This is a genomic window from Pseudoalteromonas luteoviolacea, assembly GCF_001696455.1.
Lineage (GTDB): Bacteria > Pseudomonadota > Gammaproteobacteria > Enterobacterales > Alteromonadaceae > Pseudoalteromonas > Pseudoalteromonas luteoviolacea_C.
The window spans coordinates 2,501-25,895 of the sequence record NZ_MAUJ01000008.1; the positions used below are offsets into that span (position 1 = coordinate 2,501).

Consider the following 23,395-nt stretch of genomic DNA (forward strand, 5'->3'; position numbering starts at 1 on the left):
CTAATAAAGCAATCAAAGACTTAAACGAAATGGAGTTCCAACAACGTACATTAAAAGTACGCGAAGCTAAACAAAAGCAAGAAGAGTCGGAGTCTAGCTCACCAGCTTAAGTGACTTAACCCCGGCCGCTTGTTCTATTTTATCAGAGGCTGTTGCATACCAATGCACCAGCCTCGCTTCCACATTGCCACTTTGATCCAATTTATTTTTCAACAAATGTTGAACACGCCTTGCTATCGCAGCGCCAGAATCAACCAACTCCACTTTGTGGGAAAAGTAATTCTGAAGATGGTTTTTTATGATAGGGAAATGTGTGCAACCTAATACCAACCTATCTAATTCGTTGCAAATATTGAGTCTTTGCAATTCTGTTTGAAGCAGTTCTGCTTGCATCTCGTTATGCCAGTAGTAGTGTTCCGCAATATTAACTAGGGTAGTTGAATGGTATATGTCTACTTGACACTCACTTGCAAAAGTACTTATTAAATTTGCAGTGTATGTATTTTTCGAAGTAGCAGGTGTGGCAAGGAGTCCAATATGTTTTTTCAGCGTAGTTTCTGCAGCAGGCTTAATCGCGGGCACCACGCCAACAATAGGTATGTTCGTATGCTGCCTAGCCGTTTCTAGAGCATAGGTTGAAGCGGTATTACACGCAATCACTATAACATCCACTTGCTTGGCGCTTCGTTCAATCCAATTTAGTAATGCAGTCAGACGACTTTTTATGGTCTCTTGCGACTGAAGACCATAAGGCAAGAGTTCATTATCCATAACATAAGTATATTGAACCATCGGCATGGCACATTTCAGATGCGAAAGCACACTGGTTCCACCAATACCGGAATCAAAAACTAACACATGTGGCAAACTACACCCTCCCCTTTCTTAAGAGCAGCAGTTTGCCACGGCGGATTGCTAAAATAAACAGACAGCTCTGTAATCTAACCTATTTGGTCGTTTTGTGACTCAGACTTGTCATTCAATGCGCTAAAATAGCTTTGGGCATAATCCAAGAACTGATTTAAACGCTGCTGTCCTTCATTCATCCATGCCATGATATCTGGTAATTGAGACTCAATGCCTAAAGCTCTGCCCTCTTCATTGATCCCCTCTAAACGCTTATCAAGCGGTGCAAAAGCCTGTTCAAGCTCTTTCATCGGATTACTTTGCTGATATTGTGCTATTGCAGCAGAAGTCTTACTTTGCCTAAGATCCATCGTGAAGTTGGTGATCTGATCGCTGTTGAGGCTCAACCCTTGCGCCAGTTCAAAAGCGTCATCATATTCTCCAGCAAAGAAAGAATCACTCACATCTCGGATATCTTCCATCATTGCATTAATGGCTTCTTGCTCTTCTTCATTAAGCTCGCCATTAACACTAATCGAGAAATTGACTTCTCTCTTTTGACTTTCGCCATATGCAAAGCCTTGGTTATCGCCATCTTGATAATAACTCGCAGCGCTGCTTTTGCTATATGCATCATTGAAAGATATCACAACCTCATCACCTTCTGCGGTCGTAAACGCATACTCAGCTTTATTAGATAAGCTTGCAAACTGAGCTGCACTTAAAGATACATGTTGCGGACTGGGGTCAAAAAGCTCTTTCTCAAAATCATCTAAGCCTTTAAATATCCCTTCTTTGGATTTTTCAATGCCATCTTTAATCTCATCATTAAAGAGTCCGGACTCTGACAGCTCATCCGTCGCGTCATCTATACCAGTTTGCACACCCTTACGTGCCTGTTCCAGCATACTCTTTAATGTATCGTCATCTTTGCCATCAGCTTTGGCTTTATTAATTGCACCTTGAACAAAACCGAGTACATTTTTAACTATCTCTTCAAAGTCAAAAAGCGGTTTCTTTGGCTCCTCTTTTTTCTCTATACCTAACGCTTCAGCTAATTTATCATCAAGGATTTTGGCAGCAACTTGAGACTTGTTGCCTTGATACTGGTCAGTGTTTATAGATATATTTGGGATCGGCGATTTGGCTTGCGCCCCTTTGTGCTGCATCGCTGGATTTAACAGCTGATTCAACTGTCCGATTTTCATGATTGCTCTCCGCTATACTCTATCAGTTAATTATCGGCCATCTGCGCCAAAGCTAAAGTTATTTTGTACAATAAAAGTGCAATTTTAGTAGCGAACACTGGACAAATGTTCTACGCCCCCTAAAATAGCGCCTCCTCGCAATATTTAAAGGTAGTTTTAGCATGGCCGTGATCACCATTGATACCGCTCAGTACGAACAACAACTAGAAGAGAAGCAAAAGCGTATTAGCGCACAGTTTGCCCGCTTCAATGCACCCACTCTAGAAGTATATGACTCGGAAAAGCAGCATTATAGACAGCGTTGCGAATTTCGTGTGTGGCACGATGGTGAAGATCTTTATCACATCATGTTTGATCAGCAAAGCAAAGAGAAAATTCGTGTTGATGAATTTGGTCCTGGCGCACCTCTAGTTAACGAGCTCATGCAAGTAATGATGGACAAGTTACGCCACAATGAATTACTACGTCGCAAATTATTCCAAATCGATTACTTGTCGACGCTGAGCGGGGAGATTTTAATTAGTTTGCTTTACCACAAACCATTGGACGAAAGCTGGCAAGCAGAAATGAGTCAATTAAGAGCCGATCTGCAAAAAACCTACAAGATCGACTTTATCGGACGAGCGCGCAAACAAAAGGTCGTATTCGGCAACGATTACGTCACAGAAAAGCTTTCAGTAGACGGTAATGAATATATCTACCAGCAGGTAGAAAATAGCTTCACTCAGCCCAATGCAAAGGTCAATGAAAAGATGCTTTCTTGGGCTAAGTCTATCTCACGAGAATTATCTAATGATTTACTAGAATTATATTGTGGTAATGGCAACTTTTCTATCGCTCTGGCTGAGCATTTTGATCGTGTGTTGGCAACTGAGATTTCAAAATCATCTGTACACTCAGCCCAATTCAATATCGCAGCAAACAAAGTTGAAAATTTAGATATCATTCGAATGTCGAGCGAGGAATTTACCGATGCAATGCAAGGTAAGCGTCAATTTTCTCGACTTAATGGCATCGACTTAAAGTCATACAATTGCCAAACCATTCTAGTTGACCCACCGAGGGCTGGTATGGATGAGCTAACCTGCCAACTAGTTAGTAACTACGACAACATCATCTATATTTCGTGTAACCCAGATACATTGGAAAGAGACTTAGAAACACTTAGCAAAACACATAATATCGCGCGTATCGCTATTTTTGATCAATTCCCCTATACCCACCACGTAGAATCGGGTGTGTTTTTAACGCGCAAATAATTAACTGTAAAAACAAAAAAGCCCCGCATTATTGCAGGGCTTTCTTATATTAATTTGTTTATTTGCTTGCTAGATGGTTGATTAGCTTTGCAATATCATCTGGATTAGTTACACCAGACTCTCTACTAAGAATTAATTTATATTTACCATTTACGACGAACGTAGGCACGCTAGACAATGCCCCTTTTTCTTGTAGCTGCTTTTGCTGTCTTGCCATTTTTGACGCTTTAGTTCGAACAGAAAAGCTCTTATACATTTTGTCAAACTTCGCACCATCCACACCCGCAGCGACGAAAACATCTTTGATATCTGCCAATTCATTAAATTTGGCACGCTTAGTGTGAATATGCGTAAACATCGCTGAAACAATCGCGTCTTTCTGTGGCAATACGCTAGCAGTAGCTAAAGCGGTCGCAATCATCTTTTGATGCTTAGGATCTCTGATGCCCACAAAATCTACATGGCTTTTCTTGAACTTTACACCATCATCTAGTTTAGGCTTAAATTGGTCAATTAGGCCTTCAAAGTTATTACAAGCAGGGCAGTAAAAAGAAAAGTACTCTGTTACTTCAGGCTTTTTAGTTCCACGCTCGGCAATAACCTCATAGTGCTTCCCTTCTTCGAAGGTCATAGCACTTGCTGCTACAGGCAACATCAGGGCTACAAGTGCCGCTTTAATCATTTTTAACATATGTCTCTCCGTACTATTCTTTTTCTAATAGATATTTTACTAGGTTATTAAAGTCAGCCTGACTAGAAAGTGAACTAATCTTAACAATGTACTTATCATTAATGATAAAACTAGGCACGCCTTTTAATGCGCCTGCTTCGCTAAAGCGCTTTTGCTCATCTTGCATCGCTTTCTCTGCGCTAATAATCGGCATACTCGCTAACGCAGCGTCAAATTTTTCAGCAGAAACGCCATGGGCTGCGAGTAACTTTTTGACATCATCCATAGTTCTAAATTGGCTTTGCTGAACATGGATTGTTTTAAAGATTTCATCAACCACTTGCGAGTCAACACCGTGTTGCTTCGCAATTAGATAGCCATAACTTAAGTAAGATTGCGCTTCAGGTGGCAACCCGCGCATAAAATTCACGTGGCTCTTAACGAAAGGTACTTCCGCTGGAAGACTTGCCTCAAGCGCTCGGGCGGGGCCTTCAAATTTAAAACAATGGGGACAATAGAAAGAAAAGAATTCCAAAACGCGTGGCGTTTTACTTTTTTCCACTGTCAACGTCTCGTAATGAACATTTTCCTTGTACTCTGCAGCCATGGCAGCAAGTGGCATACAAAGTGCCAAAATTGCTACTTTAATGGATTTTAACATGTGCTTCTCTCTTAATTTTTATGGATAAATACTTAATGCTGGCTCATCAAGCGCAGCCAATTGTTCTTTTAATGCCAAGATCTGCTGTTCCCAATATTTGTCTGTTGCGAACCAAGAAAAGTTCCTTGGAAACGCAGGGTCTTCCCAGCGCTTAGCTAACCAGCCCATATAATGAACCATGCGCATTGCTCTTAGTGGTTCAATTAGCTGAAGCTGACTCATATCTAATTCACTGAACTCTTCGTACCCGCCCAGTAAAGTGTCTAGTTGCAGAGCTTGGTTTTGACGGTCGCCGTTTAACATCATCCACAAGTCCTGAATTGCAGGGCCTTGTCGGCAGTCGTCTAAATCGACGATCATAAGTTGCTCTTGAGACCACAGAATATTGCCAGCATGACAATCGCCATGCAATCTGATCGTATCATTTACTCTAAACTTTTCTTTAGTTTTCTTAACAACTTGTTCTAACACGGTCGAGAACGCAAGTTGCAAAGAAGTTGGCAGGCACTCACTTGCTAAAATATCCTCACTTGCCTGAACCAGATAACTATACGTATCAACACTTGGACGATGGGCAAAATTATATTGTTTGGCAACACTATGTAGACGACCGACGTATCGACCTAAAACTTCCAATTGATCTAAGTTATCCATTTCAAATTGTCGACCGCCTACACTTGGAAAAAGAGCAAACCGATAACCTTGATATTCAAATAAGCTCTCCGCATCACGCTTCAGAGGGCAAACAACCGGCACTTCAGCATTGGCCAGTTCAAATGAAAATGCATGCTCCTCTTTTATCTGCGCATCTAACCAACGATTTGGTCGATAGAATTTTGCGACATAGCGTTTCGTATCATCACTGCGAAATTGATAAACTCGATTCTCGTAACTGTTCAGTGGCAGAAGTCCAGATTCAGGATAAATGCCTATGCTCTCAATGGCATCCAAAATCAGATCTGGGGTAAGATTTTGATAACTAAAATCACTCATTACAGGTATCCATTTATATAGTAAAGGTCTGATAGCGACCTTATCTGCCGTAAACGTTTTGACAGCCTAGGATAAAGGGAACAGTGCATTGACGCAAAGGTTATTGTGACATTAAGTGGGCAGCCACAAGTATGTGGCTGCGATTAGAAAGGCGTTGCTAACGACCTTTAAAGAAATTAGTTGGCTGTGCGATTTGTGCTTGCGCTCCTTCATTGCTGGTGAGTACAAAGTTAAACTCTGTCACCAACTTCTTCAAATCATAGGGGTCCATAGCAATTGAAACGGGCACATCAATTGTTGAACCAGCAGAAACGGTTACTTTTTGCTTTCCGATGAGCTGAAAACGCTCTAGGCCATTTACTGAAATAGAGAAAGTCTGTGGGACCTGTGCTTTATTAATAAGCTTGAGCGTATATGTATTTTCAACCAGACCGTCATAATTCACACGATATAGCTGATTTCGATCTCTGATAATATCGAGTTCAAACGTTTTGCGCATAGCAATATTGATGACCAAAGCGCCGCTTAATAGAACTAAAATCATGACATATCCTATTAGCTTGGCTCTAACAGGCTTTGTCGCTTTCTGAGCGGTTTCAAGGTTGCGTTCTGTGGTGTATGAAATTAAGCCGCGTTGATAGTTCATTTTATCCATCACCCCATCGCAAGCATCGATACAGGCACCACAATTAATGCATTCATACTGAAGGCCATTGCGGATGTCGATACCAGTAGGACATACCTGAACACATAGCTTGCAATCAATGCAATCGCCCAAACCAACCTCTTTCGGGTTTTGTTTCCGACCCCGCGGACCTCGATTCTCACCACGTTTACCATCATAACTGACAGTAAAAGTATCTTTATCGAACATGGCAGACTGAAAGCGAGAATATGGGCAGATGTGAAGGCACATAATTTCTCTCATCCAGCCCGCATTGCCATAAGTACACACGGCAAATACGACAACACTGAGAGCCGCATACCCACTGGCTGAAAAGCTCAGTAAATCAGGCAATAGGTCTTGGATAGGCGTAAAGTATCCAACGAAAGTGATTGCGGTATAGAAAGAAAAAAGCGCCCAGCACAAATGCTTCGCGCTTTTACGCATTAATTTATCTATATCCATGGGCCTTTGATCAAGCTTTTTACGTTGGTTTGCTGTGCCCTCACATTTTTCTTCAAACCAGATAAAGATAAATGTCCAAACCGTTTGTGGGCAGGTATAGCCGCACCATACTCGACCGTAAAAGGTTGTCACCAGAAATAGCGCAAATGCTGCTATCATCAATATGAAGGCTAATATTGTCAGATCTTGTGGCCACAACGTCAGACCAAATATATTAAATTTTTGTTCGAAGAGATCAAACAACACCGCTTGCTGGTCATTGTAATTAAGCCAGGGAAGCGCCATGAATGCGAGCATACCTAAAAAACCAATCCGCTGACGAAGGATTTGGTGCATTCCTTTGACCGCCCGAACATAAATCCGATTGCGCGGATTAAACCTATCTGGCTGAAGGTTTTCTGGCTGTTGAATTTTTACATCGACGGGAATGTTTTTTACTTTGATTTTATTGTCCATAAAAGCTCCTTAAGCGCTTTGGACAGGTTACTTGCTACAGTGACCTTATATTTACTAAGGTTATTATATGCAACAGCGCGCTGTTAGCGAGCCGAAAATCGCACGACGAAGACAAAAACTACGAATATTTCCTGAGCATTTCGCTTGCTTTTGATTCTTGCATTTTATTACACTGTGAATTTGATTGAGTCGAATAGATCAAATTAGCGAGCTTTATGAAAAAATATCTTTTGTTAGTGTTAATAGTATTAGCGCTATTCACCATAGATCACCCATTGATCAAAGAACCCAGAGATAAATTACTCCAGCAGGGAGTAGATACGTTAGGGGAAACCAGCGAGACCCAGTATAGTCTGGCGGCAAAGCAGGCTCGACAGGTCATCAGCCAATCAATTCAGCTTTCAGAATCAGAGCAATCCTATTTAAAAGCCGCATTAGCCACGGATGAAAAAGTTAAAATTTTCCATTTACGTTATTGCCAAGAGAATGAATTGAACATGTATTTTTACGGCCCCAAATTAAAAACAATTTGTGATGCTGCAGCCAAAGCCATTAAAAAGGCAGAAATCTAATGGATTTAGCAAAGTTTAATAAATTGCGTGCACGTTCATTCAACGATCAAAAATCCCTTCTTAAAAAAATTGCTAAAGGGCAAACTGTATTATGCCCAACATGTAATAAAGCAATTGCATTGAATGTAGCTGTGAAGGAAGGTGAAAAGGCATACGCAAAATGCCAAAAAGGTTGTACTTATATCGAATTGGATGTGGCTTAATCTAGCAGTAGATTAAGCCGTAATCAGGTCTTAAAGAAGCTCTACTCTTCGTACAAACCACTGGCCACAGCGATCTGTTCTATCAGCTCTGCAAAAGCAGGCACGACCTGTGCAGCAAGTTCATATTGCGCTTTGCAAAACTCACTCAGCTCAATTCCAGTTGTACTGCAATATGATTCAACTTGCTCTTGTTCAAGGCTAAAGAAGCCCAATAGTTCGGTCGTGCTGATCAAAGCTTCTTTATGCGCTTCTGAAATGTTTGCTTGAGACAAAGTACTCAAATAGTCCTGACACCCTCTTAAAAAGCCAAGGCTCCATTGATGCATCACAGACCAAGGCGCACTCTCTTTAAAAGGGAGTGTATAGCCGCTGGTAAAAACCTGCTCACTAATATGATGGTGCAGTGCTAAAAATGCAAATACCACCTCTTCGGTAACATTTTCATCAGCGCTGGTCACTTCACTCAACCACTGCTCTGGTTCAATACCATCGGGGCTACAAACTACCGCAAACAAAAAACCCTGAACGCCATCAAATGTCATGGCCTCAACGCCATTACTGCGCGAACCGAGGTAATTATTTAATAGTGCTTGATGCGATGGTTGAAAATTAAATTCTATCATCGCTTACATGCTCACCGGATAACGGCCCTCAGCGTCAGGACGTCCCAAGAACTTAACGGCATCATGCACTTCTTTTGGCAAAGAGGCGTCAGGTTTTATATTACCCGCAACACGAAACTGCATATTAGCAGCAAGCGTTGCATCCGCACGCAACCCGAGTAAGTTTTCAGGCTCGACCATAATGGCGACGTCACCAGATTTACAGCTAAGCGCACCACTTAGGTCGCCAATACTAAACCAACCAGACATTCCCTTTACTTTAATTTCAGGACTGCTGATGTCACCCTTTAGCGCTTCGCAATACGGTTCTCCGCTATTGTACTGCGCCACTTCAAGCAGCACGCGACCACTTGCATCGACCGGCAATGGTAAATTCACTTGCTTCATTGCTTGTTCAACACTAAAGCGCAGCTTTGCCTGATTCAACTCGACACTGTTATCAAATAAAGAGACAGCAAAGTTGCTACGGCCTGAGATTTCAGATGCATCACGTGCATTACCAAAGTTAACCTTACCACTTAACTGACCTGACAATAGCGCCCAGCCATTAAGCTCCCACTTTACATTGTGAATCTGTAAGTTTTGATAATTTACGCCACTTAACTGTCCCTGCCACAAAGAGCCTGACACAGCCCCTAAGCGGACATTATTAGGAATTTGCGATTGTACAAGTTGCAGCGCAACCGACGCCGGGATCGTTACAACGGTAAAAACAAGAAAGGAAAACAAAAAGACTAAGGTTATACTCACTGCATTTTTCATATTTAAATCTCTAACACCAATCGGCTAACGCGCACATATCCTTGCTGCTGTTCTTCACCCAAGTCTAAATTAGCTATTTTTACACCATGTTGATTCGTTAATTCATCAATCCAACTAACCAGTTTATTAAACTCTACATTGTCGATATTTATGCGTAATGTGTTGTCCCTTGGCTGCATTTTGCTGATCTGAATACCATGCCTACCGCGAGTTCTGTTGACCAACTGTGTCAGGTTACGATTGCCTGAAACAGCCTTACTTCCACCGCTGGCTTTGAGTTGCGCTACGCTTTTTGAGACCCACGCGTGAAGTTGTTTCTGCTTTTGTAAATCCTTTTGTGCATCTTCAACCCCTTCATTTAAGGGCTTAATCACCCCCATCACCAGAACAAAGATAACAAATACGACGCCAGCAACAATGAGAAGCTTTTGTTCCTGTTCCTTTAATGACTGCCAATAGTTAATCACTTGCTGCTTCATGCTGCACCTCGAATTCTGATCTCGCCGATAACATAATCGCCATCATTATTCAGTGCACCTTGCTGTACTGACATGCCGCGCTGTTCTAGGATAGATTTAACCTGACTGAAAACCTGAAAGCCTTTCGCCTTTGCTCGAACCCTAAGTTCATTCCGTTTTCTATCATAGCGGAATGTTTCAGGTGCAAAGTCACTCACTTGACCATAAATTGACACAAAATGATTAGTAAGCTCCAAAAAGCCACTTTTCTCTGTACCAGACAAAGCTGCAAGTTCATTTTGAATCTGCTTGCGTAAAAGATGGGGGCGCACAACTTTATTAGGAAATGCCTGTTTATAGACCGTCATGGCTTGCGCTTTATATTCATCAGCTTCATTTTGTAGCATGACTAACTGCGCTGATTTAACAGAGATAAATGCCAGTAAGGCCACACTTGCTGCTATCACTCCTGCTTTCCAGTCACGCCACCACTGTGGTTGTTTCTTTTTCGCTGCAAAAGGCCCTTGGCGTAAGTTTAGAGGTAACTCCTTTAGCCCATTTGCAAAGATTGCGAGTGGCAAGTCATATTCAGCTTCTTTAGCTTGCAAGCTTTTAGTCGTCGCCAAATCATTGGCAGGACTGTAATGTGCCAATTCTGACTCTGGTGCCAACATCAAGTAGTCAGCAACCCAATCTGCTTCCACACCACTGATGTGCCAATTAGCACTTCTGAATAGCCATTGATGCTGTAATTCAATGGCACTTAGCGTATTTTCTTCCGGGCTTGGTAACAACAATGCATCGGGCACAATGACTGAAGGCTCAATATCAAAGTCTCCAAGTACTTGCATCCACGCTGTTAACCACGGCAAATCGCAAAGCGCAATATTGATGTAATGCTTATCATCGACAGATGCAGGATCACCAATTGCAATGAAAAGCTCATCAATGTCACTGGCAACTTGCTCTTCCAACATAAAAGGTAAAGCGCGTTCTAATTTACGGCTCCACTTAGTGGGTAACTCAACTTGCTTCAACTGCACACTGGATGCTGGCAATAGCAGTGCCACGCTGCGCGAAGCCGCTTTTTCCGTTAGCTCGCCGATTAACCCACTATGTTCCAGCTCACCACTGGCAATAATCTGAGTATCTGACTCTGACCATATTAACCAGTTGACCGGCTCTTGTTGTGACTGACCTACCCGGATCAACAATTTTTCTGTCACTGAACGCCTCCAAATTTACGTGCCAATACAGTTGCCTTACTTTCTTTTATTTCGAGTATTGAAGTCATTTTAAACAACCGCTCATCAAATGAAGCCTTGGCACGCAACTTAAAATAATTGCTTGTTATTGTGAATATTTTCTCAGCATCTTTGACATCCTGAGCACCTTGATTCTTCGCTTCGGTTATAAAGTCTTGCAGGTTATCAAACCCTTCTTCTGGACGCGCGGCAATTACTGCCTCCGCACCAGATAACTCCAACCCGTCGATAAGCGCACTAATTAACAACGCCTGTTCAGGCAATACGGTGTTAACATTGATCGACAATTCCGTGTTACCAGGGATAACACATACGTATGGTAAGAGTTTTTCCATTACCAAAGGATTAAATCCCTTTATGACTCGGAGTTCACTTTCCGACGCCATTAAATTATTCGCTGTCATGTATGGCATTTGACGTGACATGTATTCATCTTCTTCCGCACCTGAGCGAAACGTTATACTGTCTTCATCAAGCCAGTCATACACACTGTCCGCCATCGCCTCTTCACTTTCTTGTGACGGCAAGTCTTCAATATTTTTTAGTAACTCGAGTAATGCTTTATGCGCTGGATTTGTTGCTGTTCTGCTGCCTTTTGCATTTTGATCTTTCGGCGCTCTTAAAGCATTTAAATTCAAGCAAGCTTGTAAGTCGGTTACCTTGCCACTTAAGGTACCATGATCTACTGGATACGGCACTTCATCAATCGCCCATGCCTGACCAAGGTGTACTTTATCAGGATCATCTTTGCGGCTTTCAAGCAATACCTTCTTAACTAGTTCCTCTGCGCCATAGCTATACCACTTAGCCTGCTGATGAGTTTGAATATTTGCAGCTTTCTGTACCTGTACCATGAGAGATGAAGACATCTCCGCAGCTAAACTGGCAGCAAGTGCAACAATAAACAATACAATAATTAGTGCAGCGCCTTGTTGATTTCTCACGGTCTGCCACCTCGCTGGTCGTTATTACCATTTCTGTTATTGTTGTTTGAGTTGTTATTCCCGTTTAGGCCATCGCCGGCACTATCAAGCCCATTGTCTCCAGGGCTATTTCTGCCGCCACTTTGTCCTGTTTTGGCTTGCTCGATTTTACCATCACCCGGCGTCAAGAATATGCGTCTCATCGGCTCGGTATCTTCACGTTGAATGGTCACTGCAACAGCAAGCGGAAGTGCCTTGATCTGCCAGTTGTCTTGCCATTTTTGTTTGTCATCCAGAAACTCAAATTTCAATTCTTCTACGTTCTCAAGTAAAACTTGTGCCCTTGGCTCTGACCCATCTAATTCATCGACATAAACGCGATAAACACGCTCAAGGTTATCGTCTTTTACTCGATAGCCAACTGCTTGTAACTCTGAGCGAGGCAATAAGCTCACAGGGTTGGTCCAACCGTCACGAATGAAAGCAATGCCGTCATACTGGCTTTCAAGTGAATAGCGACCGTGAATAATATACGTGGGACTAAAGTCCCCTGCTTCATTGCGCACTTCACGCTTGGTCATTTGATTAAAGTCTTGGTCCATCAAACGAAAGGTGGTTTGTAACCCCTCAAGCTCTGCGATAGTCTCGTCCGAGGCTTCTTTGGCTTTAATGGAGGTATCTAAAATTTGGTGAGACGCGGTTACTATAAAGGCTAATATAACCAGTGCAACCATCACTTCTATTAGTGTAAAACCTACCTGCGAACGTTTACCTTTGAACATTACTTTTTGCCCTTATGCAGAAAAGTGGTCAAGTCGTAAACTGAGTGCTCTCGACGCTCATCTTCAAACACTTCGATGGTTAACTTAACAAATTGCGGGTCTTCCGTTTTCTCAACTTGCTGGCTCCAATACCATGTATGACCAGCAAATTCTTCATCCCCTTTGTCGGTATTTTTACCGCTCCATTTACCACCGCTGGCTTTAGCCCGAGCCATAACCATTTGGTTCTCAGCAACCCAAGCAGCATAAGTCTGTTGCTCAATGGTGCTCATATGGGTGATATGCGCACCCGTTGCTTGCAAAGCTGCAACACCGGCAACCGCGCAGATCCCCATAGCGACCATCACCTCGAGTAAGGTAAATCCAGCTTGCTTTGATGTGCGTATCATTCAGGTTCCTGCCTTAATTTCACCGGTGCCATAAACTCCCCCTCAATAAAATAGACAGGTTCAGGCTCCTCAGTAAGCTCCAGCGATATTTGAAAGGCGCTCACTTCACCAGAAGATAAGATGAGTACTTGTGGGATCTTCTTTTTTTTCAGCTCTAGCAAATTGTCTTCTTCACCAGAGCCCATAATTTCTTGCCAGTTGGATTGCTCTAGCAAATTATCTTGAGACCAAGAAAGATCATCTAAATTCAGCTCAACTTTATACTCTTTTGGGTACTCAATCGGCTTATAAAGCTCTTCGGCTTCGAAAGTAGTCCATTGTTCACCGTCGAAGACCAAAAACTCTATCTTTTGTTTATCTAAATGAAGACCCAACTCAACCTGATTCAATACCGCAAATTCAGAAGCTAAATTAATAATGCCATGTAGCTTAAGCGCTTCTTTTTCTAGCAGCTGCTCATCACTCTCACCCACTGTGAATGTCACAAGTTGGATGGAAAATCCGATTATCAGAATAACGACCAAGATCTCAAGCAGGCTGAACCCGCGAGATCTTGATGTATTTATGGCTGGCGTCTTCACTGATAACTGCATTAGCGGTCTTCTTCGTCTCTCCAGTTACCGATGTCATCTTCGGTACCTACTTCACCATCAGGGCCCATTGAGAAAATATCAATTTTACCAATTTCACCTGGGCTCACTAGCTGGTAAGGGTTATCCCAAGGGTCTAGTGGCAGTTCATTTAAAAAGCCGCCATCAGGAAAACGTTTTGGTACCGGGTCAATCGTGGTTTTTTCAACAAGTGCTTCTAAGCCCTGCTCAGTCGTTGGGTAACGCTTATTTTGCAATTTGTAAATCTTCATTGCACTTTCAATCTGAGTAATATCCAGATTTGCTTTATCAATTGCAGCCTGCTCTTGGTTACCCATAATGTTAGGTGCCACGATAGACATGATCATACCGATAATCACCAGTACTACCATTACCTCTAGTAATGAAAAACCGGATTGTTTCTTCACAATTTATACCTCTATGCTGTTTGCACTGCACCGCGCTGTTTGCTTGGTGTTACATGCGTTTATCTTTAAATTATTGGACTACAGGCCAATCGCTTTGTTCATCGCCATAATAGGCTGAAGAATCGCCATTACGATGAACAATACAATAAGTGCCATACTGGCAATCATTGCTGGCTCGAGTAGTTTGAGTGAAACGTTAACCATACTTTCGAATTCCCTGTCTTGGTTATTGGCGGCTCTTTCAAGCATTTGTTCCAGTTCACCTGACTTTTCACCACTGGCAATCATGTGCAGCATCATGGGTGGGAATAGCTTGGTTTGATGTAATGCGGCTTTGAGGCTTGCACCTTCACTCACGTGGGTTGCAGCTTCAGCTACTGCCGCTTTTATTTTCTCATTTTCAAGTACCTGCCCAGAGATTTTCATTCCCTCTAATAACGGCACTGCACTTGAAGACAAAATACTTAATGTTCTAGCAAATCTTGCCGTATTAATACCACGGCTGATTTTACCCACCCCCGGCATTTGCAATAGTTTTGTGTCATACCAAAAGCGTGCTTTAGGGCGCTTTAACGTTTGCTGAATAGCTACAATTGCTCCGCCTAAAGCCACTGTCGTCTGCATCCAATAATCTTGTACAAAGTTACTGGCAGCCAATACCCATTCGGTCGTCCAAGGCAAGACCTGATTAGACTTTTCGAAGGTTTTAAGGATTTCAGGTACTACTGTACCCAACAAAACAGCCACAATGGCAATTGCAAAGATAACCAAAATCGTTGGGTAAACCATCGCTTGTGTAATCTGGCTACGCATATGTTGGCGTTGCTCTGTGTAATCAGCGAGACGATTTAAAACTTCGTCCAAGTGCCCTGACTTTTCACCAGCGGCAACCATCGAGCGATACAAGTTGTCAAAGACATGGGGAAATTCGGACATGCCATCAGCCAAGGTATAACCCTCAACAACCTTCGAGCGCACAGCCATTAACATTCGTTTTAAACGTGGCTTTTCACACTGTTCAGCGACGGCCATCACCGCGGCCTCTACAGGTAAAGAAGACTGTATTAATGTGGCTAACTGCCTGGTAATAAGCGCAATATCACTGACCGAGGGTTTATAACCTCTTGATAGACTAAAGCCCCCACTGGCCTGAGATTTTTCTTTCTCAGCAGCTGGCTCTACATCCAATGGCATCATCGCTTTTTCACGGAGCATCTGCCTAACTTGCTTGGCTGTGTCCGCTTCCAGAATTCCTTTCTTTTCCTTACCCTTCGCGTCTAAGGCGCGATACTCAAATGCAGCCATTATCCTTCCTCACGCGTAACTCGCATGACTTCCTCAAGTGTTGTTTGCCCGTCTAATACACGTGCAATACCATCTTGGCGGATACTTGGGCTATGTTTGCGAATATACTTTTCAACCGCCTGCTCACCCTTACCATTGTGGATAAGCTCGCGAATGTGCTCGTCTACCACTAATAACTCGTGGATACCAGTCCGGCCTTTGTAGCCATTGAAGTTACACTCTTCACAACCCACCGCACGGAATATGGTGGTTTTGGCACCTTTATCAACGCCCAGCAGTTCGCATTCGCGCTCATCTGCCAAGTGAGGCTCTTTACAGCTAGGGCACAATGTACGTACTAATCGCTGTGATAACACCCCAAGTAAAGATGAAGATAATAAGAATGGCTCGACACCCATATCTTCCATACGAGTGATCGCACCAGATGCAGTATTGGTATGCAGTGTCGACATAACCAAGTGACCGGTTAATGAAGCCTGTACAGCAATCTGACCTGTTTCTAAGTCTCGGATCTCACCAACCATTACCACATCAGGGTCTTGACGTAAGATAGCGCGAAGGCCCCTTGCAAAAGTCATATCAACCTTCGGGTTAACCTGTGTTTGACCAATGCCTGGGATTTCATATTCGATTGGGTCTTCAACCGTAAGAATATTACGGTCTTTAGAATTAATCTGGGTCATCCCCGCATACAACGTGGTACTTTTACCGGAACCGGTTGGGCCGGTTACCAAGATAATTCCGTGTGGCTTTGCAATAATTTCAGAAAACAGTTCACGGTTGCGCTCTGTCATCCCAAGATCTTCTAGGTTCAAGCGCGCATTGTTTTTATCTAATAGACGTAATACAACGCGCTCACCAAAGCTTGATGGCATTGTCGATACACGGACATCAACGGCGCGACCTGCGATCCTCAAGCTAATACGGCCATCTTGCGGTACACGTTTTTCGGCGATATCTAACTTCGCCATGACTTTAATACGAGATACCAATAGTGACGACAATTTACGATTCGGCTGTAGCACCTCTTTCAAGACGCCATCAACCCTAAAGCGAATTACCAACTGTGTTTCAAACGTTTCAATGTGTATATCCGAAGCACCTTCTTTGATTGCTTCACTCAACATCGCGTTGATCAGTTTAATGATAGGCGCATCATCGTCTGCGGCAAGCAGATCTTCTGTTTGTGGCATTTCTTCAGCCAACGAAAACAGATCCACTTCGTTACCTATATCTTCCATCATTTGCTGTGTTTCAGAACTGTCTCGTTGGTACGAGGCTTCTAACAACAGCTCAAACTTTTCTTCATCTATGATTTCGATACTAAAACCCGAACCAGCAACACGGCGAACTTCCAGTAATGCATCGAGAGAAACATCCCCTTTATGGAAAACTTTTAACCCTTTAGGGTCGTCGCTTAGCAGCACCCCTTCGCGGCGAGCAAAGGAGAAAGGAAGCCTAAGCTGCGCCTGCTCCTCATTGAGCTCTTCATCGGCCGCTGCTGTCACTTCACTTTCGACTGGCGCCTCTACAACACTCAAACTGGCATCAGTCATCTTTCTTCTCGTTTTGTTGCTGTAAGAATTCTTCATACGTAGGTGGTAGCACCATCGCATCATTCCACTCAGGTAGTACAGGCGCATCTTCAAATGGCATTAAATCAATACCATCATCATGCTTTTTAAGCTGTTCGTTACGGATGAACTTATACTTAGCATGGCTTAATTCGTTCATGCTGCGGCTATCACGAACAATGGTCGGACGAATGAACACTAATAAGTTACGTTTACGCTTACTGGTGTTTGTTGACTTAAACAAGTGACCCAAGATAGGTATATCACCGAGTAGTGGCACCTTCGACACACTTTCTTGTACGTCTTCATCAATTAGGCCACCAAGAATAACCATACCGCCGTCATCTGCAATTACCGTTGTGTTAATCGCACGTTTGTTCACTGAAATATCAACAGAAGTAGCACCACTGACGCTTGAAACTTCTTGTTCAATCGTTAACTGAACCGCAGTGCCATCATTAATTTGAGGAGTCACTTTCAGCTTAATACCCACCTCTTGGCGGTCCACAGTCTGGAATGGATTAGAATTGTTATCACCCGCAGCTGAGCCTGTGATAATCGGTACCTCTTGACCCACAATCATAGACGCTTCTTCGTTATCCATGGTTGTGACAGACGGCGTTGCTAGGATGTTTGAGTTGGTATCCGTAGAAACCGCTTGAATGATTGCACCCCAGTCGTTTTTAACGACACCCGCTGCCAAGCCATTCACACCACCTAACAGCTGACCTAATGCATTTAAATCACCTTCAACAGTTTCTTCGAAGTCGTTTAACTGTGCATCATCACCGGTAACGGTTCTTTTAATGGTTTTGTCACGGGCTTGCTCTGCTGCAACGGCCAATGCGCCAACGGGGACGGTAGTCCCGTTGTTGAATTGCAACATGCCGCCTTGTTCAGTGATCCACTGCAAGCCAAAGTTGATGCCATCGCCTTCCAATACTTCAACCACAATTGCCTCAACCAATACCTGTGCGCGACGCACATCTAGCTTTTCAATCACGTTCGCCAATGAACGCATCGTGTCGGGTTGTGCTGTGATAACTAACGAGTTCGAATCCGCGTGCGCTTCGATACTGGTTTCATTACGGTTACTACTGCGCGAACGCGTTGATTTACCGCTGCCTTGCGCTTCTTCTTGAAGTGTTTTACTAACCCCCTGAAGCACTTTGACTAAGTCTTCAGCTTTGGCATAGTCAAGATAAAACACTTGAGTATTACCTTGGTTTTCAAGCTCATCGTCAAGACGTTTTATCAGTTCAATCGCTTTAGTACGTGCTTGGCTTTCACCGCTGACAACAACACTGTTCGTACGGCCATCTGCGACGATTTTAGGAATGAGGAATTCTGGTACACGGCCTTTGCCCGTGTCTTTATAAATCTTTTCAACGACCTGAACCACATCATCTGCGGTCGCATGCTTTAATCTAACGATATCTACACGCTGGTCACCAGCTTGGTCAACTGACTGGATAATGTTAACGAGACGGTTTACTGATGCGGCATGGCCGGTCAGCATCATCACGTTTGCTGAGTTAAAGTTGGTCACGTGACCGCCATCTTTTTGGTCACTGAATTGACGGATAAGAGGGCCGAGTTCTTGTACTGAAACGTTTTTAACTTCAACAACACGTGTGATCATGACATCGCCGTCACCTTCGCTGTTATCGTTAACTAAGGGAACATTTGACTTTTTCGCATCAGAACTACGTACAACTTTCATGATGCCATTTGGCATTTCTACGACAGAGTAACCGTAAACTTCTAACACACTTAAGAAAAACTGATAATACAGCTCTTCGTCCATCAGTTCGAAACTACGAACATTGATATTGCCGCGTACATTAGGGTCGATGATGATTGTTTTATTGAGTGTTTTACCCACGATGAGGATAAACTCGTTTATATCGGTACCCTTGAAGTTGGCCGCATACTCAACAGCAGAAACAGACAATGACAAACCAGCCGCAAACAACAGAGCTGCATATTTAGCTAACCCTTTTCTGATTCTTGTGAGGTGTAGCTTTCTACCCATTATTCTTAAACTCCAAAATTAGTGTCTTTTACAGGCTAAATTGCACATCTAAGATGCGACCATCGCGTTCAATAGTTATGTTAGCATCAGTGCTCTCTCTGAGCTCATTCATTGCCGTCATAGCCTGTTTCATATCCGTGAGTTGGTAACCATTAATAGCAATGGCTAGATCGTTATTTTTTAGTCCCATCTTTTTGAAAAGTTCAGGATCTTTACCTGGGCGTAAACGGTAGCCAACTAATTGACCATTGCGACGCTCTGGCGAAATTCTAATGTAATCGAACAGCTTACCTGGTTCGTTAAGTAGCTCTTGACGACGCTGCGCTAATTCTGACCGCGCGTTGTCGCTGATTTTGCGCTTATTTGTTTCAGGGTTGCGCTTTGGTGCCGTCGGCATCGCAACTTGCTGAGTAAAATCTATGCCATCTAACATCAAAGTTTCAAAACGGCCGCTGACATCCAAAATAACGCGATCAGGTAATACTTGTGCCAATTTTGCGCGCGTACCTTTTATGGCATCCTGTACTAAGTAAGTCTCTTGTCTGCCCTGTGATTCAATAATCGCAAGACCTGCAACATCATTCTGGCTTACAGCCACAATCCCTGTCAGTCTTACATTTAACTGAGTCTCTGGCGCATTAGAAATGACAGGCTTAGGCTTGCTTTCTGCCTTAGGTTTTTCATTGGCTTTACCGAAGATATTTTGCGCTAAAATCGAACTGCTGTTAACGGTTTGCTGTGCGTTTTGAGTGTGGATTGGGTTAGTTGAAAGTAGCTTCGTTTCAGGTTTAGGCCAGAGCAACCAAAAGAGCTGTGAAAGAAGAAAAGCAATATATACAACAGCCAAAAATACCACCGCACGACTGAGTTTCGCGTGGGGCAAGCCTTGTATTATTTTCTGTAACTGTTGTATCTGTAATTCCATATAAAATTTCTTTAATGAGACTTTTTCTTATTCTATTGAGCGCCTCAGTGTACCGTTTCAACCTCGATTCAACAAGCGCCCAAATATGAAACTTTAATTTAAATCGGTACAAGGTATGACACGAAGCAAATGAACACAACATTAACCGTTTGTTCAAACTTCTGTGAAGCGCCTTCCTTGCTTCCTATAGAGCTATGCTTTTTTTGGCGGTCAAAATATGATAAATTTCTCCGCTTAGCAATATGCCAACATAGTTAACGAATTGTGACAAAAGTCAACCCAGAAAACAACCAAGATGATTTGAAAGTCAGATTGGACAAGTGGCTTTGGGCCGCGCGATTTTATAAGACGCGCACAATTGCCCGCGAAATGATCCAAGGTGGTAAAGTTAGATATAACGGCCAGCGGTGCAAACCGAGCCGTACCGTCGATATTGGTGCCAAGATTGAACTGGCACAGGGTCACGATGAAAAACACATCACCGTTTTGAAGTTAATGGAAAAACGTCAAGCCGCGCCGATTGCTCAAACTCTTTATGAAGAATCAGCAGAGAGTATCGAGAAACGTGCGCAAAATGCCATAGCTAGGAAAAACAATAGTTTCTTTGCCCCACGTCCGGAGCATAAGCCAGATAAAAAGCAACGCCGAGAGTTGCTTAAACTGAAATCAAATTAGGGTCTCTTAGATGAAACAAGATTTACTTCATCGCTATATTTTTGATGATCTCGATGTACGAGGCGAACTGGTACAGATCGAGCACACACTGAAAGACATCGTTGCCGGCCACAATTACCCGGCAGAAGTTCAAACTTTACTTGGTGAGTTATTAGTCGCATCAAGCCTATTAACAGCAACATTAAAGTTTGAAGGTGACATCGCCGTTCAACTTCAAGGAGACGGACCGGTAAAATATGCCGTTATCAATGGTAACCATCAGCAAAATATGCGTGGTATTGCGCGTGTTGAAGGGCCTATTACGGGTTCTGGTATCAGCGACCTAATCGGCAAAGGTCATATGATCATCACTATCTCGCCAGAGAAGGGAGAGCGATATCAGGGCGTCGTGCCATTGACTTCTGACTCTTTAGCAAAATGTCTTGAAGATTACTTTGTTCAGTCAGAGCAATTACAAACACGTTTGTGGTTTGCCACTGATATAAATGAAGAGTCAGTCAAAGCGGCTGGTCTATTTCTGCAAGTATTGCCTGTCAACAAGGACAAATCACAAAGTGACTTTGAGCATTTAGAGGCAATCAGTGACACCATCAAGGATGAAGAGCTGCTAGAACTAGATGCTCAAACGGTATTAACGCGCTTATATCACGAAGACAACCCGAAACTATTTGAACCTCAAGCAGTCAACTTTGTGTGTGGGTGTAGTAGAGAAAAGACCATCAGTGCCTTAGTGAATGTTGGTCAAGCCGCATTATTAGAAGATATAGCGCAACACGGTGAAGTCAAACTTAGTTGTCATTACTGTCTCACTGATTACCGCTTTTCTGAACAAGACATCAAGTCAATTTTTAATTAAATAAGGTACATCTTATTTAATTAAATGAAAGCCGCCATTTTGGCGGTTTTTTTATTGCAAAAATATGATACCGGTGTCATTTAAAAGTAACTTTTTATGACACCGGTATCATTGAAATTATTCACTTTTTTTGACAAAAAATTGCAATTTCTCCCCCCTTTAGGGCTCGAATATCACAAATGCTTCTGTTAGTATGAAATCAAGCTTTAGGTACTAAATAACCAGAGCTATCCCGTTCAATTCTCACATTTAGGTAAAAACATGACTTCAAGCGCTACTCGTTTTGTCGATTTAACTGCAGCTGAACTTGTCGAACACGCTATTTCGCGTGGTGAAGGAACTTTAGCAGCTAATGGAGCTTTTGTAGCAAAAACAGGCCGCCGTACAGGTCGTTCTCCAAACGATCGTTTTATCGTTAAAGAGCAAAGCACTGAAAATGATATCCAATGGGGCAACGTTAACCGCCCATTCGATGCAGAAAAGTTTGATGCGCTATGGGCACGTGTAGAAGCACACGTACACAGCAACGACCACTTTGTCTCTCACTTAGAAGTTGGTTCAGATCCAGAGCATTATCTACCAGTTGTTGTGACAACTGAAACAGCTTGGCATCATATCTTTGCGAAGAACATGTTTATCGAACCTAACAAATATAATGCTGCTGATTTACCCCAATGGCAGGTAATGAATGTACCTTCATTTGTATGTGACCCTGAGCGTGATGGCACAAACAGTGATGGCACAGTTATTATCAACTTTGCAGAGCGCAAAGTGCTAATCGCAGGTATGCATTACGCCGGTGAAATGAAGAAATCAATGTTCTCTGTACAGAACTTCCTACTACCAGCTAAAGGTGTATTACCGATGCACTGTAGTGCAAACGTTGGTGAAGAAGGTGATACAACATTATTCTTCGGCCTTTCTGGTACTGGTAAAACGACCCTTTCTGCAGACCCTAAACGTTTCCTTATCGGTGATGATGAGCACGGTTGGGCACCTGGCAGCGTATTCAATATTGAAGGTGGTTGTTACGCTAAATGTATCGACTTATCTCAAAAGAATGAGCCAGTTATCTGGAATGCAATTAAGTTCGGAACAATTCTAGAAAACGTTGTACTTGATGAAAACCGTGTACCTGACTTCGCAGACACGAGCCTAACGCAAAATACACGTGCAGCATACCCGCTTGAGCACGTTGAAAAGCGTAAAGTTGAAAACCGTGCAGGCGAGCCTCGCGCTGTTGTCTTCTTAACATGTGACGTGAGTGGTGTTTTACCTCCAGTTTCTATCTTGTCAGAAGAAGCCGCGGCTTATCACTTCCTAAGTGGTTACACTGCAAAAGTAGGTTCAACAGAAATTGGCTCAACGTCTGACATCGAATCAACATTCTCAACCTGTTTCGGCGCACCTTTCTTCCCACGCCCAGCAGGCGTTTACGCAGAGCTTCTAATGAAGCGTGTACGTGAGTTTGGCGCAAAAGTTTACCTTGTAAATACAGGTTGGACTGGTGGCCCTTACGGCGTAGGTAAACGTTTCGATATCCCAACTACACGTGCAGTTATTGACGCTATCGTTAACGACACATTAGAAGGCGTAGAGACTCAACACATTGAAGCACTTAACTTAGATGTGCCAGTTGCTGTAGAAGGTGTGGATGAAAAACTTCTTAACCCAATTAACACTTGGGAAGATAAAGACAAGTATAACGAGTACGCAGCAAAACTAGCGGCGGACTTCAAAGCTAACTTCGAGAAATATGACGTATCTGACGCAATTAAGTCAGCAGGTCCTCGCGGTTAATAGCTGAA

At 43.0% G+C, this 23,395-nt stretch carries 26 protein-coding genes (1 of these 26 only partly in view); 7 read left to right on the plus strand and 19 right to left on the minus strand.

Annotated features, from left to right (window positions below; genetic code table 11):
• On the plus strand, positions 1-110 hold the end of the coding sequence (locus A7985_RS19350) for an RNA recognition motif domain-containing protein (protein WP_065792130.1). Its footprint begins 364 nt before the window's first position; 110 of the gene's 474 nt are visible here — the last part of the coding sequence; its start codon lies off the left edge, out of view; the stop codon is at positions 108-110.
• Here A7985_RS19350 and murI read toward each other — a convergent pair.
• Both murI and A7985_RS19360 read right to left on the minus strand, forming a co-directional pair.
• Complete coding sequence (gene murI, locus A7985_RS19355) at positions 94-867, minus strand: glutamate racemase (RefSeq protein ID WP_065792132.1); 774 nt, start codon at positions 865-867, stop codon at positions 94-96. The two genes, A7985_RS19350 and murI, sit on opposite strands and share 17 nt — an antisense overlap.
• A gap of 74 nt (positions 868-941) precedes the next feature.
• Positions 942-2,054 carry a DUF5610 domain-containing protein gene (locus A7985_RS19360; RefSeq protein ID WP_065792134.1) on the minus strand — a complete coding sequence of 371 codons (1,113 nt, stop codon included), beginning with the start codon at positions 2,052-2,054 and terminating at the stop codon, positions 942-944.
• Between the two features lie 161 nt (positions 2,055-2,215).
• Here A7985_RS19360 and trmA point away from each other — a divergent pair, with 161 nt between their 5' ends.
• The gene (gene trmA / locus A7985_RS19365; protein ID WP_065792136.1) at positions 2,216-3,313 is read left to right on the plus strand and encodes a tRNA (uridine(54)-C5)-methyltransferase TrmA; all 1,098 of its coding nucleotides are present in this window, start codon (positions 2,216-2,218) and stop codon (positions 3,311-3,313) included.
• Between the two features lie 58 nt (positions 3,314-3,371).
• Here the strand turns inward: trmA and A7985_RS19370 are convergent, their stop codons facing one another.
• The 4 genes from A7985_RS19370 to ccoG all read right to left on the minus strand — a co-directional run bounded on the left by A7985_RS19370 (position 3,372) and on the right by ccoG (position 7,222).
• Complete coding sequence (locus tag A7985_RS19370; protein WP_065792138.1) at positions 3,372-4,004, minus strand: thiol:disulfide interchange protein DsbA/DsbL; 633 nt, start codon at positions 4,002-4,004, stop codon at positions 3,372-3,374.
• 13 nt (positions 4,005-4,017) lie between these two features.
• Positions 4,018-4,644, minus strand: a complete 627-nt coding sequence (locus A7985_RS19375) for a thiol:disulfide interchange protein DsbA/DsbL (protein WP_063373314.1) — start codon at positions 4,642-4,644, stop codon at positions 4,018-4,020.
• Positions 4,645-4,662: 18 nt separating this feature from the next.
• Positions 4,663-5,637 (minus strand): serine/threonine protein kinase, encoded by a 975-nt coding sequence (locus A7985_RS19380; protein WP_065792140.1) that lies wholly within the window; start codon positions 5,635-5,637, stop codon positions 4,663-4,665.
• Between the two features lie 157 nt (positions 5,638-5,794).
• Positions 5,795-7,222, minus strand: coding sequence for a cytochrome c oxidase accessory protein CcoG (ccoG, locus tag A7985_RS19385; protein WP_065792142.1), 1,428 nt, complete (start codon positions 7,220-7,222; stop codon positions 5,795-5,797).
• A gap of 215 nt (positions 7,223-7,437) precedes the next feature.
• Between ccoG and A7985_RS19390 the strand changes: the two genes are divergently transcribed.
• Both A7985_RS19390 and A7985_RS19395 read left to right on the plus strand, forming a co-directional pair.
• Entirely contained in the window at positions 7,438-7,794 is a 357-nt protein-coding gene (locus A7985_RS19390; RefSeq protein WP_065792144.1) for a hypothetical protein, read from the plus strand.
• Positions 7,794-7,997: a hypothetical protein gene (locus tag A7985_RS19395; protein WP_065792145.1), complete on the plus strand. Its 204-nt coding sequence runs from the start codon at positions 7,794-7,796 to the stop codon at positions 7,995-7,997. Before A7985_RS19390 ends, A7985_RS19395 begins: the two co-directional genes overlap by 1 nt.
• 41 nt (positions 7,998-8,038) lie before the next feature.
• On the opposite strand, the gene A7985_RS19400 is transcribed toward A7985_RS19395, so the two are convergent.
• The 13 genes from A7985_RS19400 to gspC form a co-directional block, all read right to left on the minus strand.
• On the minus strand, positions 8,039-8,620 hold the full coding sequence (locus A7985_RS19400) for a YecA/YgfB family protein (protein WP_065792147.1): 582 nt from the start codon (positions 8,618-8,620) through the stop codon (positions 8,039-8,041).
• Between the two features lie 3 nt (positions 8,621-8,623).
• Entirely contained in the window at positions 8,624-9,382 is a 759-nt protein-coding gene (locus A7985_RS19405) for a type II secretion system protein N (RefSeq protein WP_065792149.1), read from the minus strand.
• Between the two features lie 2 nt (positions 9,383-9,384).
• Entirely contained in the window at positions 9,385-9,861 is a 477-nt protein-coding gene (gspM, locus tag A7985_RS19410) for a type II secretion system protein GspM (protein WP_065792150.1), read from the minus strand.
• Positions 9,858-11,066: a type II secretion system protein GspL gene (gene gspL / locus A7985_RS19415; RefSeq protein WP_065792152.1), complete on the minus strand. Its 1,209-nt coding sequence runs from the start codon at positions 11,064-11,066 to the stop codon at positions 9,858-9,860. Before gspL ends, gspM begins: the two co-directional genes overlap by 4 nt.
• Positions 11,063-12,049: a type II secretion system minor pseudopilin GspK gene (gspK, locus tag A7985_RS19420; protein WP_065792154.1), complete on the minus strand. Its 987-nt coding sequence runs from the start codon at positions 12,047-12,049 to the stop codon at positions 11,063-11,065. The genes gspL and gspK overlap by 4 nt, the downstream gene beginning before the upstream one ends.
• Positions 12,046-12,810 carry a type II secretion system minor pseudopilin GspJ gene (gspJ, locus tag A7985_RS19425; RefSeq protein WP_065792156.1) on the minus strand — a complete coding sequence of 255 codons (765 nt, stop codon included), beginning with the start codon at positions 12,808-12,810 and terminating at the stop codon, positions 12,046-12,048. Before gspJ ends, gspK begins: the two co-directional genes overlap by 4 nt.
• The gene (gene gspI / locus A7985_RS19430) at positions 12,810-13,199 is read right to left on the minus strand and encodes a type II secretion system minor pseudopilin GspI (protein ID WP_065792158.1); all 390 of its coding nucleotides are present in this window, start codon (positions 13,197-13,199) and stop codon (positions 12,810-12,812) included. Before gspI ends, gspJ begins: the two co-directional genes overlap by 1 nt.
• Positions 13,196-13,792, minus strand: a complete 597-nt coding sequence (gspH, locus tag A7985_RS19435) for a type II secretion system minor pseudopilin GspH (protein ID WP_065792160.1) — start codon at positions 13,790-13,792, stop codon at positions 13,196-13,198. The genes gspI and gspH overlap by 4 nt, the downstream gene beginning before the upstream one ends.
• A complete protein-coding gene (gene gspG / locus A7985_RS19440) occupies positions 13,792-14,217 on the minus strand; it encodes a type II secretion system major pseudopilin GspG (protein WP_063359140.1) in 426 nt (141 codons plus the stop codon). The genes gspH and gspG overlap by 1 nt, the downstream gene beginning before the upstream one ends.
• Before the next feature lie 78 nt (positions 14,218-14,295).
• A complete protein-coding gene (gene gspF / locus A7985_RS19445; protein WP_065792161.1) occupies positions 14,296-15,522 on the minus strand; it encodes a type II secretion system inner membrane protein GspF in 1,227 nt (408 codons plus the stop codon).
• The gene (gspE, locus tag A7985_RS19450) at positions 15,522-17,078 is read right to left on the minus strand and encodes a type II secretion system ATPase GspE (RefSeq protein ID WP_141685405.1); all 1,557 of its coding nucleotides are present in this window, start codon (positions 17,076-17,078) and stop codon (positions 15,522-15,524) included. Before gspE ends, gspF begins: the two co-directional genes overlap by 1 nt.
• Positions 17,071-19,131 carry a type II secretion system secretin GspD gene (gene gspD, locus A7985_RS19455; protein ID WP_065792162.1) on the minus strand — a complete coding sequence of 687 codons (2,061 nt, stop codon included), beginning with the start codon at positions 19,129-19,131 and terminating at the stop codon, positions 17,071-17,073. Before gspD ends, gspE begins: the two co-directional genes overlap by 8 nt.
• A gap of 28 nt (positions 19,132-19,159) precedes the next feature.
• Positions 19,160-20,056 (minus strand): type II secretion system protein GspC, encoded by an 897-nt coding sequence (gene gspC, locus A7985_RS19460; protein ID WP_065792163.1) that lies wholly within the window; start codon positions 20,054-20,056, stop codon positions 19,160-19,162.
• A 264-nt stretch (positions 20,057-20,320) separates the two neighbouring features.
• Here gspC and hslR point away from each other — a divergent pair, with 264 nt between their 5' ends.
• The 3 genes from hslR (at position 20,321) to A7985_RS19475 (ending at position 23,387) form a co-directional block, all read left to right on the plus strand.
• Entirely contained in the window at positions 20,321-20,731 is a 411-nt protein-coding gene (gene hslR / locus A7985_RS19465) for a ribosome-associated heat shock protein Hsp15 (protein WP_065792164.1), read from the plus strand.
• 10 nt (positions 20,732-20,741) lie between these two features.
• On the plus strand, positions 20,742-21,587 hold the full coding sequence (gene hslO, locus A7985_RS19470) for an Hsp33 family molecular chaperone HslO (RefSeq protein WP_065792165.1): 846 nt from the start codon (positions 20,742-20,744) through the stop codon (positions 21,585-21,587).
• A 261-nt stretch (positions 21,588-21,848) separates the two neighbouring features.
• Positions 21,849-23,387 carry a phosphoenolpyruvate carboxykinase gene (locus A7985_RS19475; protein ID WP_065792166.1) on the plus strand — a complete coding sequence of 513 codons (1,539 nt, stop codon included), beginning with the start codon at positions 21,849-21,851 and terminating at the stop codon, positions 23,385-23,387.
• Positions 23,388-23,395 lie beyond the last annotated feature (8 nt).

Coding starts and splice junctions, on each gene's coding strand:
- A7985_RS19360 (WP_065792134.1), bottom strand. CDS start 2,054: ATGAAAATCGGACAGTTGAATCAGCTGTTAAATCCAGCGATGCAGCAC.
- trmA (WP_065792136.1), top strand. CDS start 2,216: ATGGCCGTGATCACCATTGATACCGCTCAGTACGAACAACAACTAGAA.
- A7985_RS19370 (WP_065792138.1), bottom strand. CDS start 4,004: ATGTTAAAAATGATTAAAGCGGCACTTGTAGCCCTGATGTTGCCTGTA.
- A7985_RS19375 (WP_063373314.1), bottom strand. CDS start 4,644: ATGTTAAAATCCATTAAAGTAGCAATTTTGGCACTTTGTATGCCACTT.
- A7985_RS19380 (WP_065792140.1), bottom strand. CDS start 5,637: ATGAGTGATTTTAGTTATCAAAATCTTACCCCAGATCTGATTTTGGAT.
- ccoG (WP_065792142.1), bottom strand. CDS start 7,222: ATGGACAATAAAATCAAAGTAAAAAACATTCCCGTCGATGTAAAAATT.
- A7985_RS19390 (WP_065792144.1), top strand. CDS start 7,438: ATGAAAAAATATCTTTTGTTAGTGTTAATAGTATTAGCGCTATTCACC.
- A7985_RS19395 (WP_065792145.1), top strand. CDS start 7,794: ATGGATTTAGCAAAGTTTAATAAATTGCGTGCACGTTCATTCAACGAT.
- A7985_RS19400 (WP_065792147.1), bottom strand. CDS start 8,620: ATGATAGAATTTAATTTTCAACCATCGCATCAAGCACTATTAAATAAT.
- A7985_RS19405 (WP_065792149.1), bottom strand. CDS start 9,382: ATGAAAAATGCAGTGAGTATAACCTTAGTCTTTTTGTTTTCCTTTCTT.
- gspM (WP_065792150.1), bottom strand. CDS start 9,861: ATGAAGCAGCAAGTGATTAACTATTGGCAGTCATTAAAGGAACAGGAA.
- gspJ (WP_065792156.1), bottom strand. CDS start 12,810: ATGTTCAAAGGTAAACGTTCGCAGGTAGGTTTTACACTAATAGAAGTG.
- gspI (WP_065792158.1), bottom strand. CDS start 13,199: ATGATACGCACATCAAAGCAAGCTGGATTTACCTTACTCGAGGTGATG.
- gspH (WP_065792160.1), bottom strand. CDS start 13,792: ATGCAGTTATCAGTGAAGACGCCAGCCATAAATACATCAAGATCTCGC.
- gspF (WP_065792161.1), bottom strand. CDS start 15,522: ATGGCTGCATTTGAGTATCGCGCCTTAGACGCGAAGGGTAAGGAAAAG.
- gspE (WP_141685405.1), bottom strand. CDS start 17,078: ATGACTGATGCCAGTTTGAGTGTTGTAGAGGCGCCAGTCGAAAGTGAA.
- gspD (WP_065792162.1), bottom strand. CDS start 19,131: ATGGGTAGAAAGCTACACCTCACAAGAATCAGAAAAGGGTTAGCTAAA.
- gspC (WP_065792163.1), bottom strand. CDS start 20,056: ATGGAATTACAGATACAACAGTTACAGAAAATAATACAAGGCTTGCCC.
- hslO (WP_065792165.1), top strand. CDS start 20,742: ATGAAACAAGATTTACTTCATCGCTATATTTTTGATGATCTCGATGTA.
- A7985_RS19475 (WP_065792166.1), top strand. CDS start 21,849: ATGACTTCAAGCGCTACTCGTTTTGTCGATTTAACTGCAGCTGAACTT.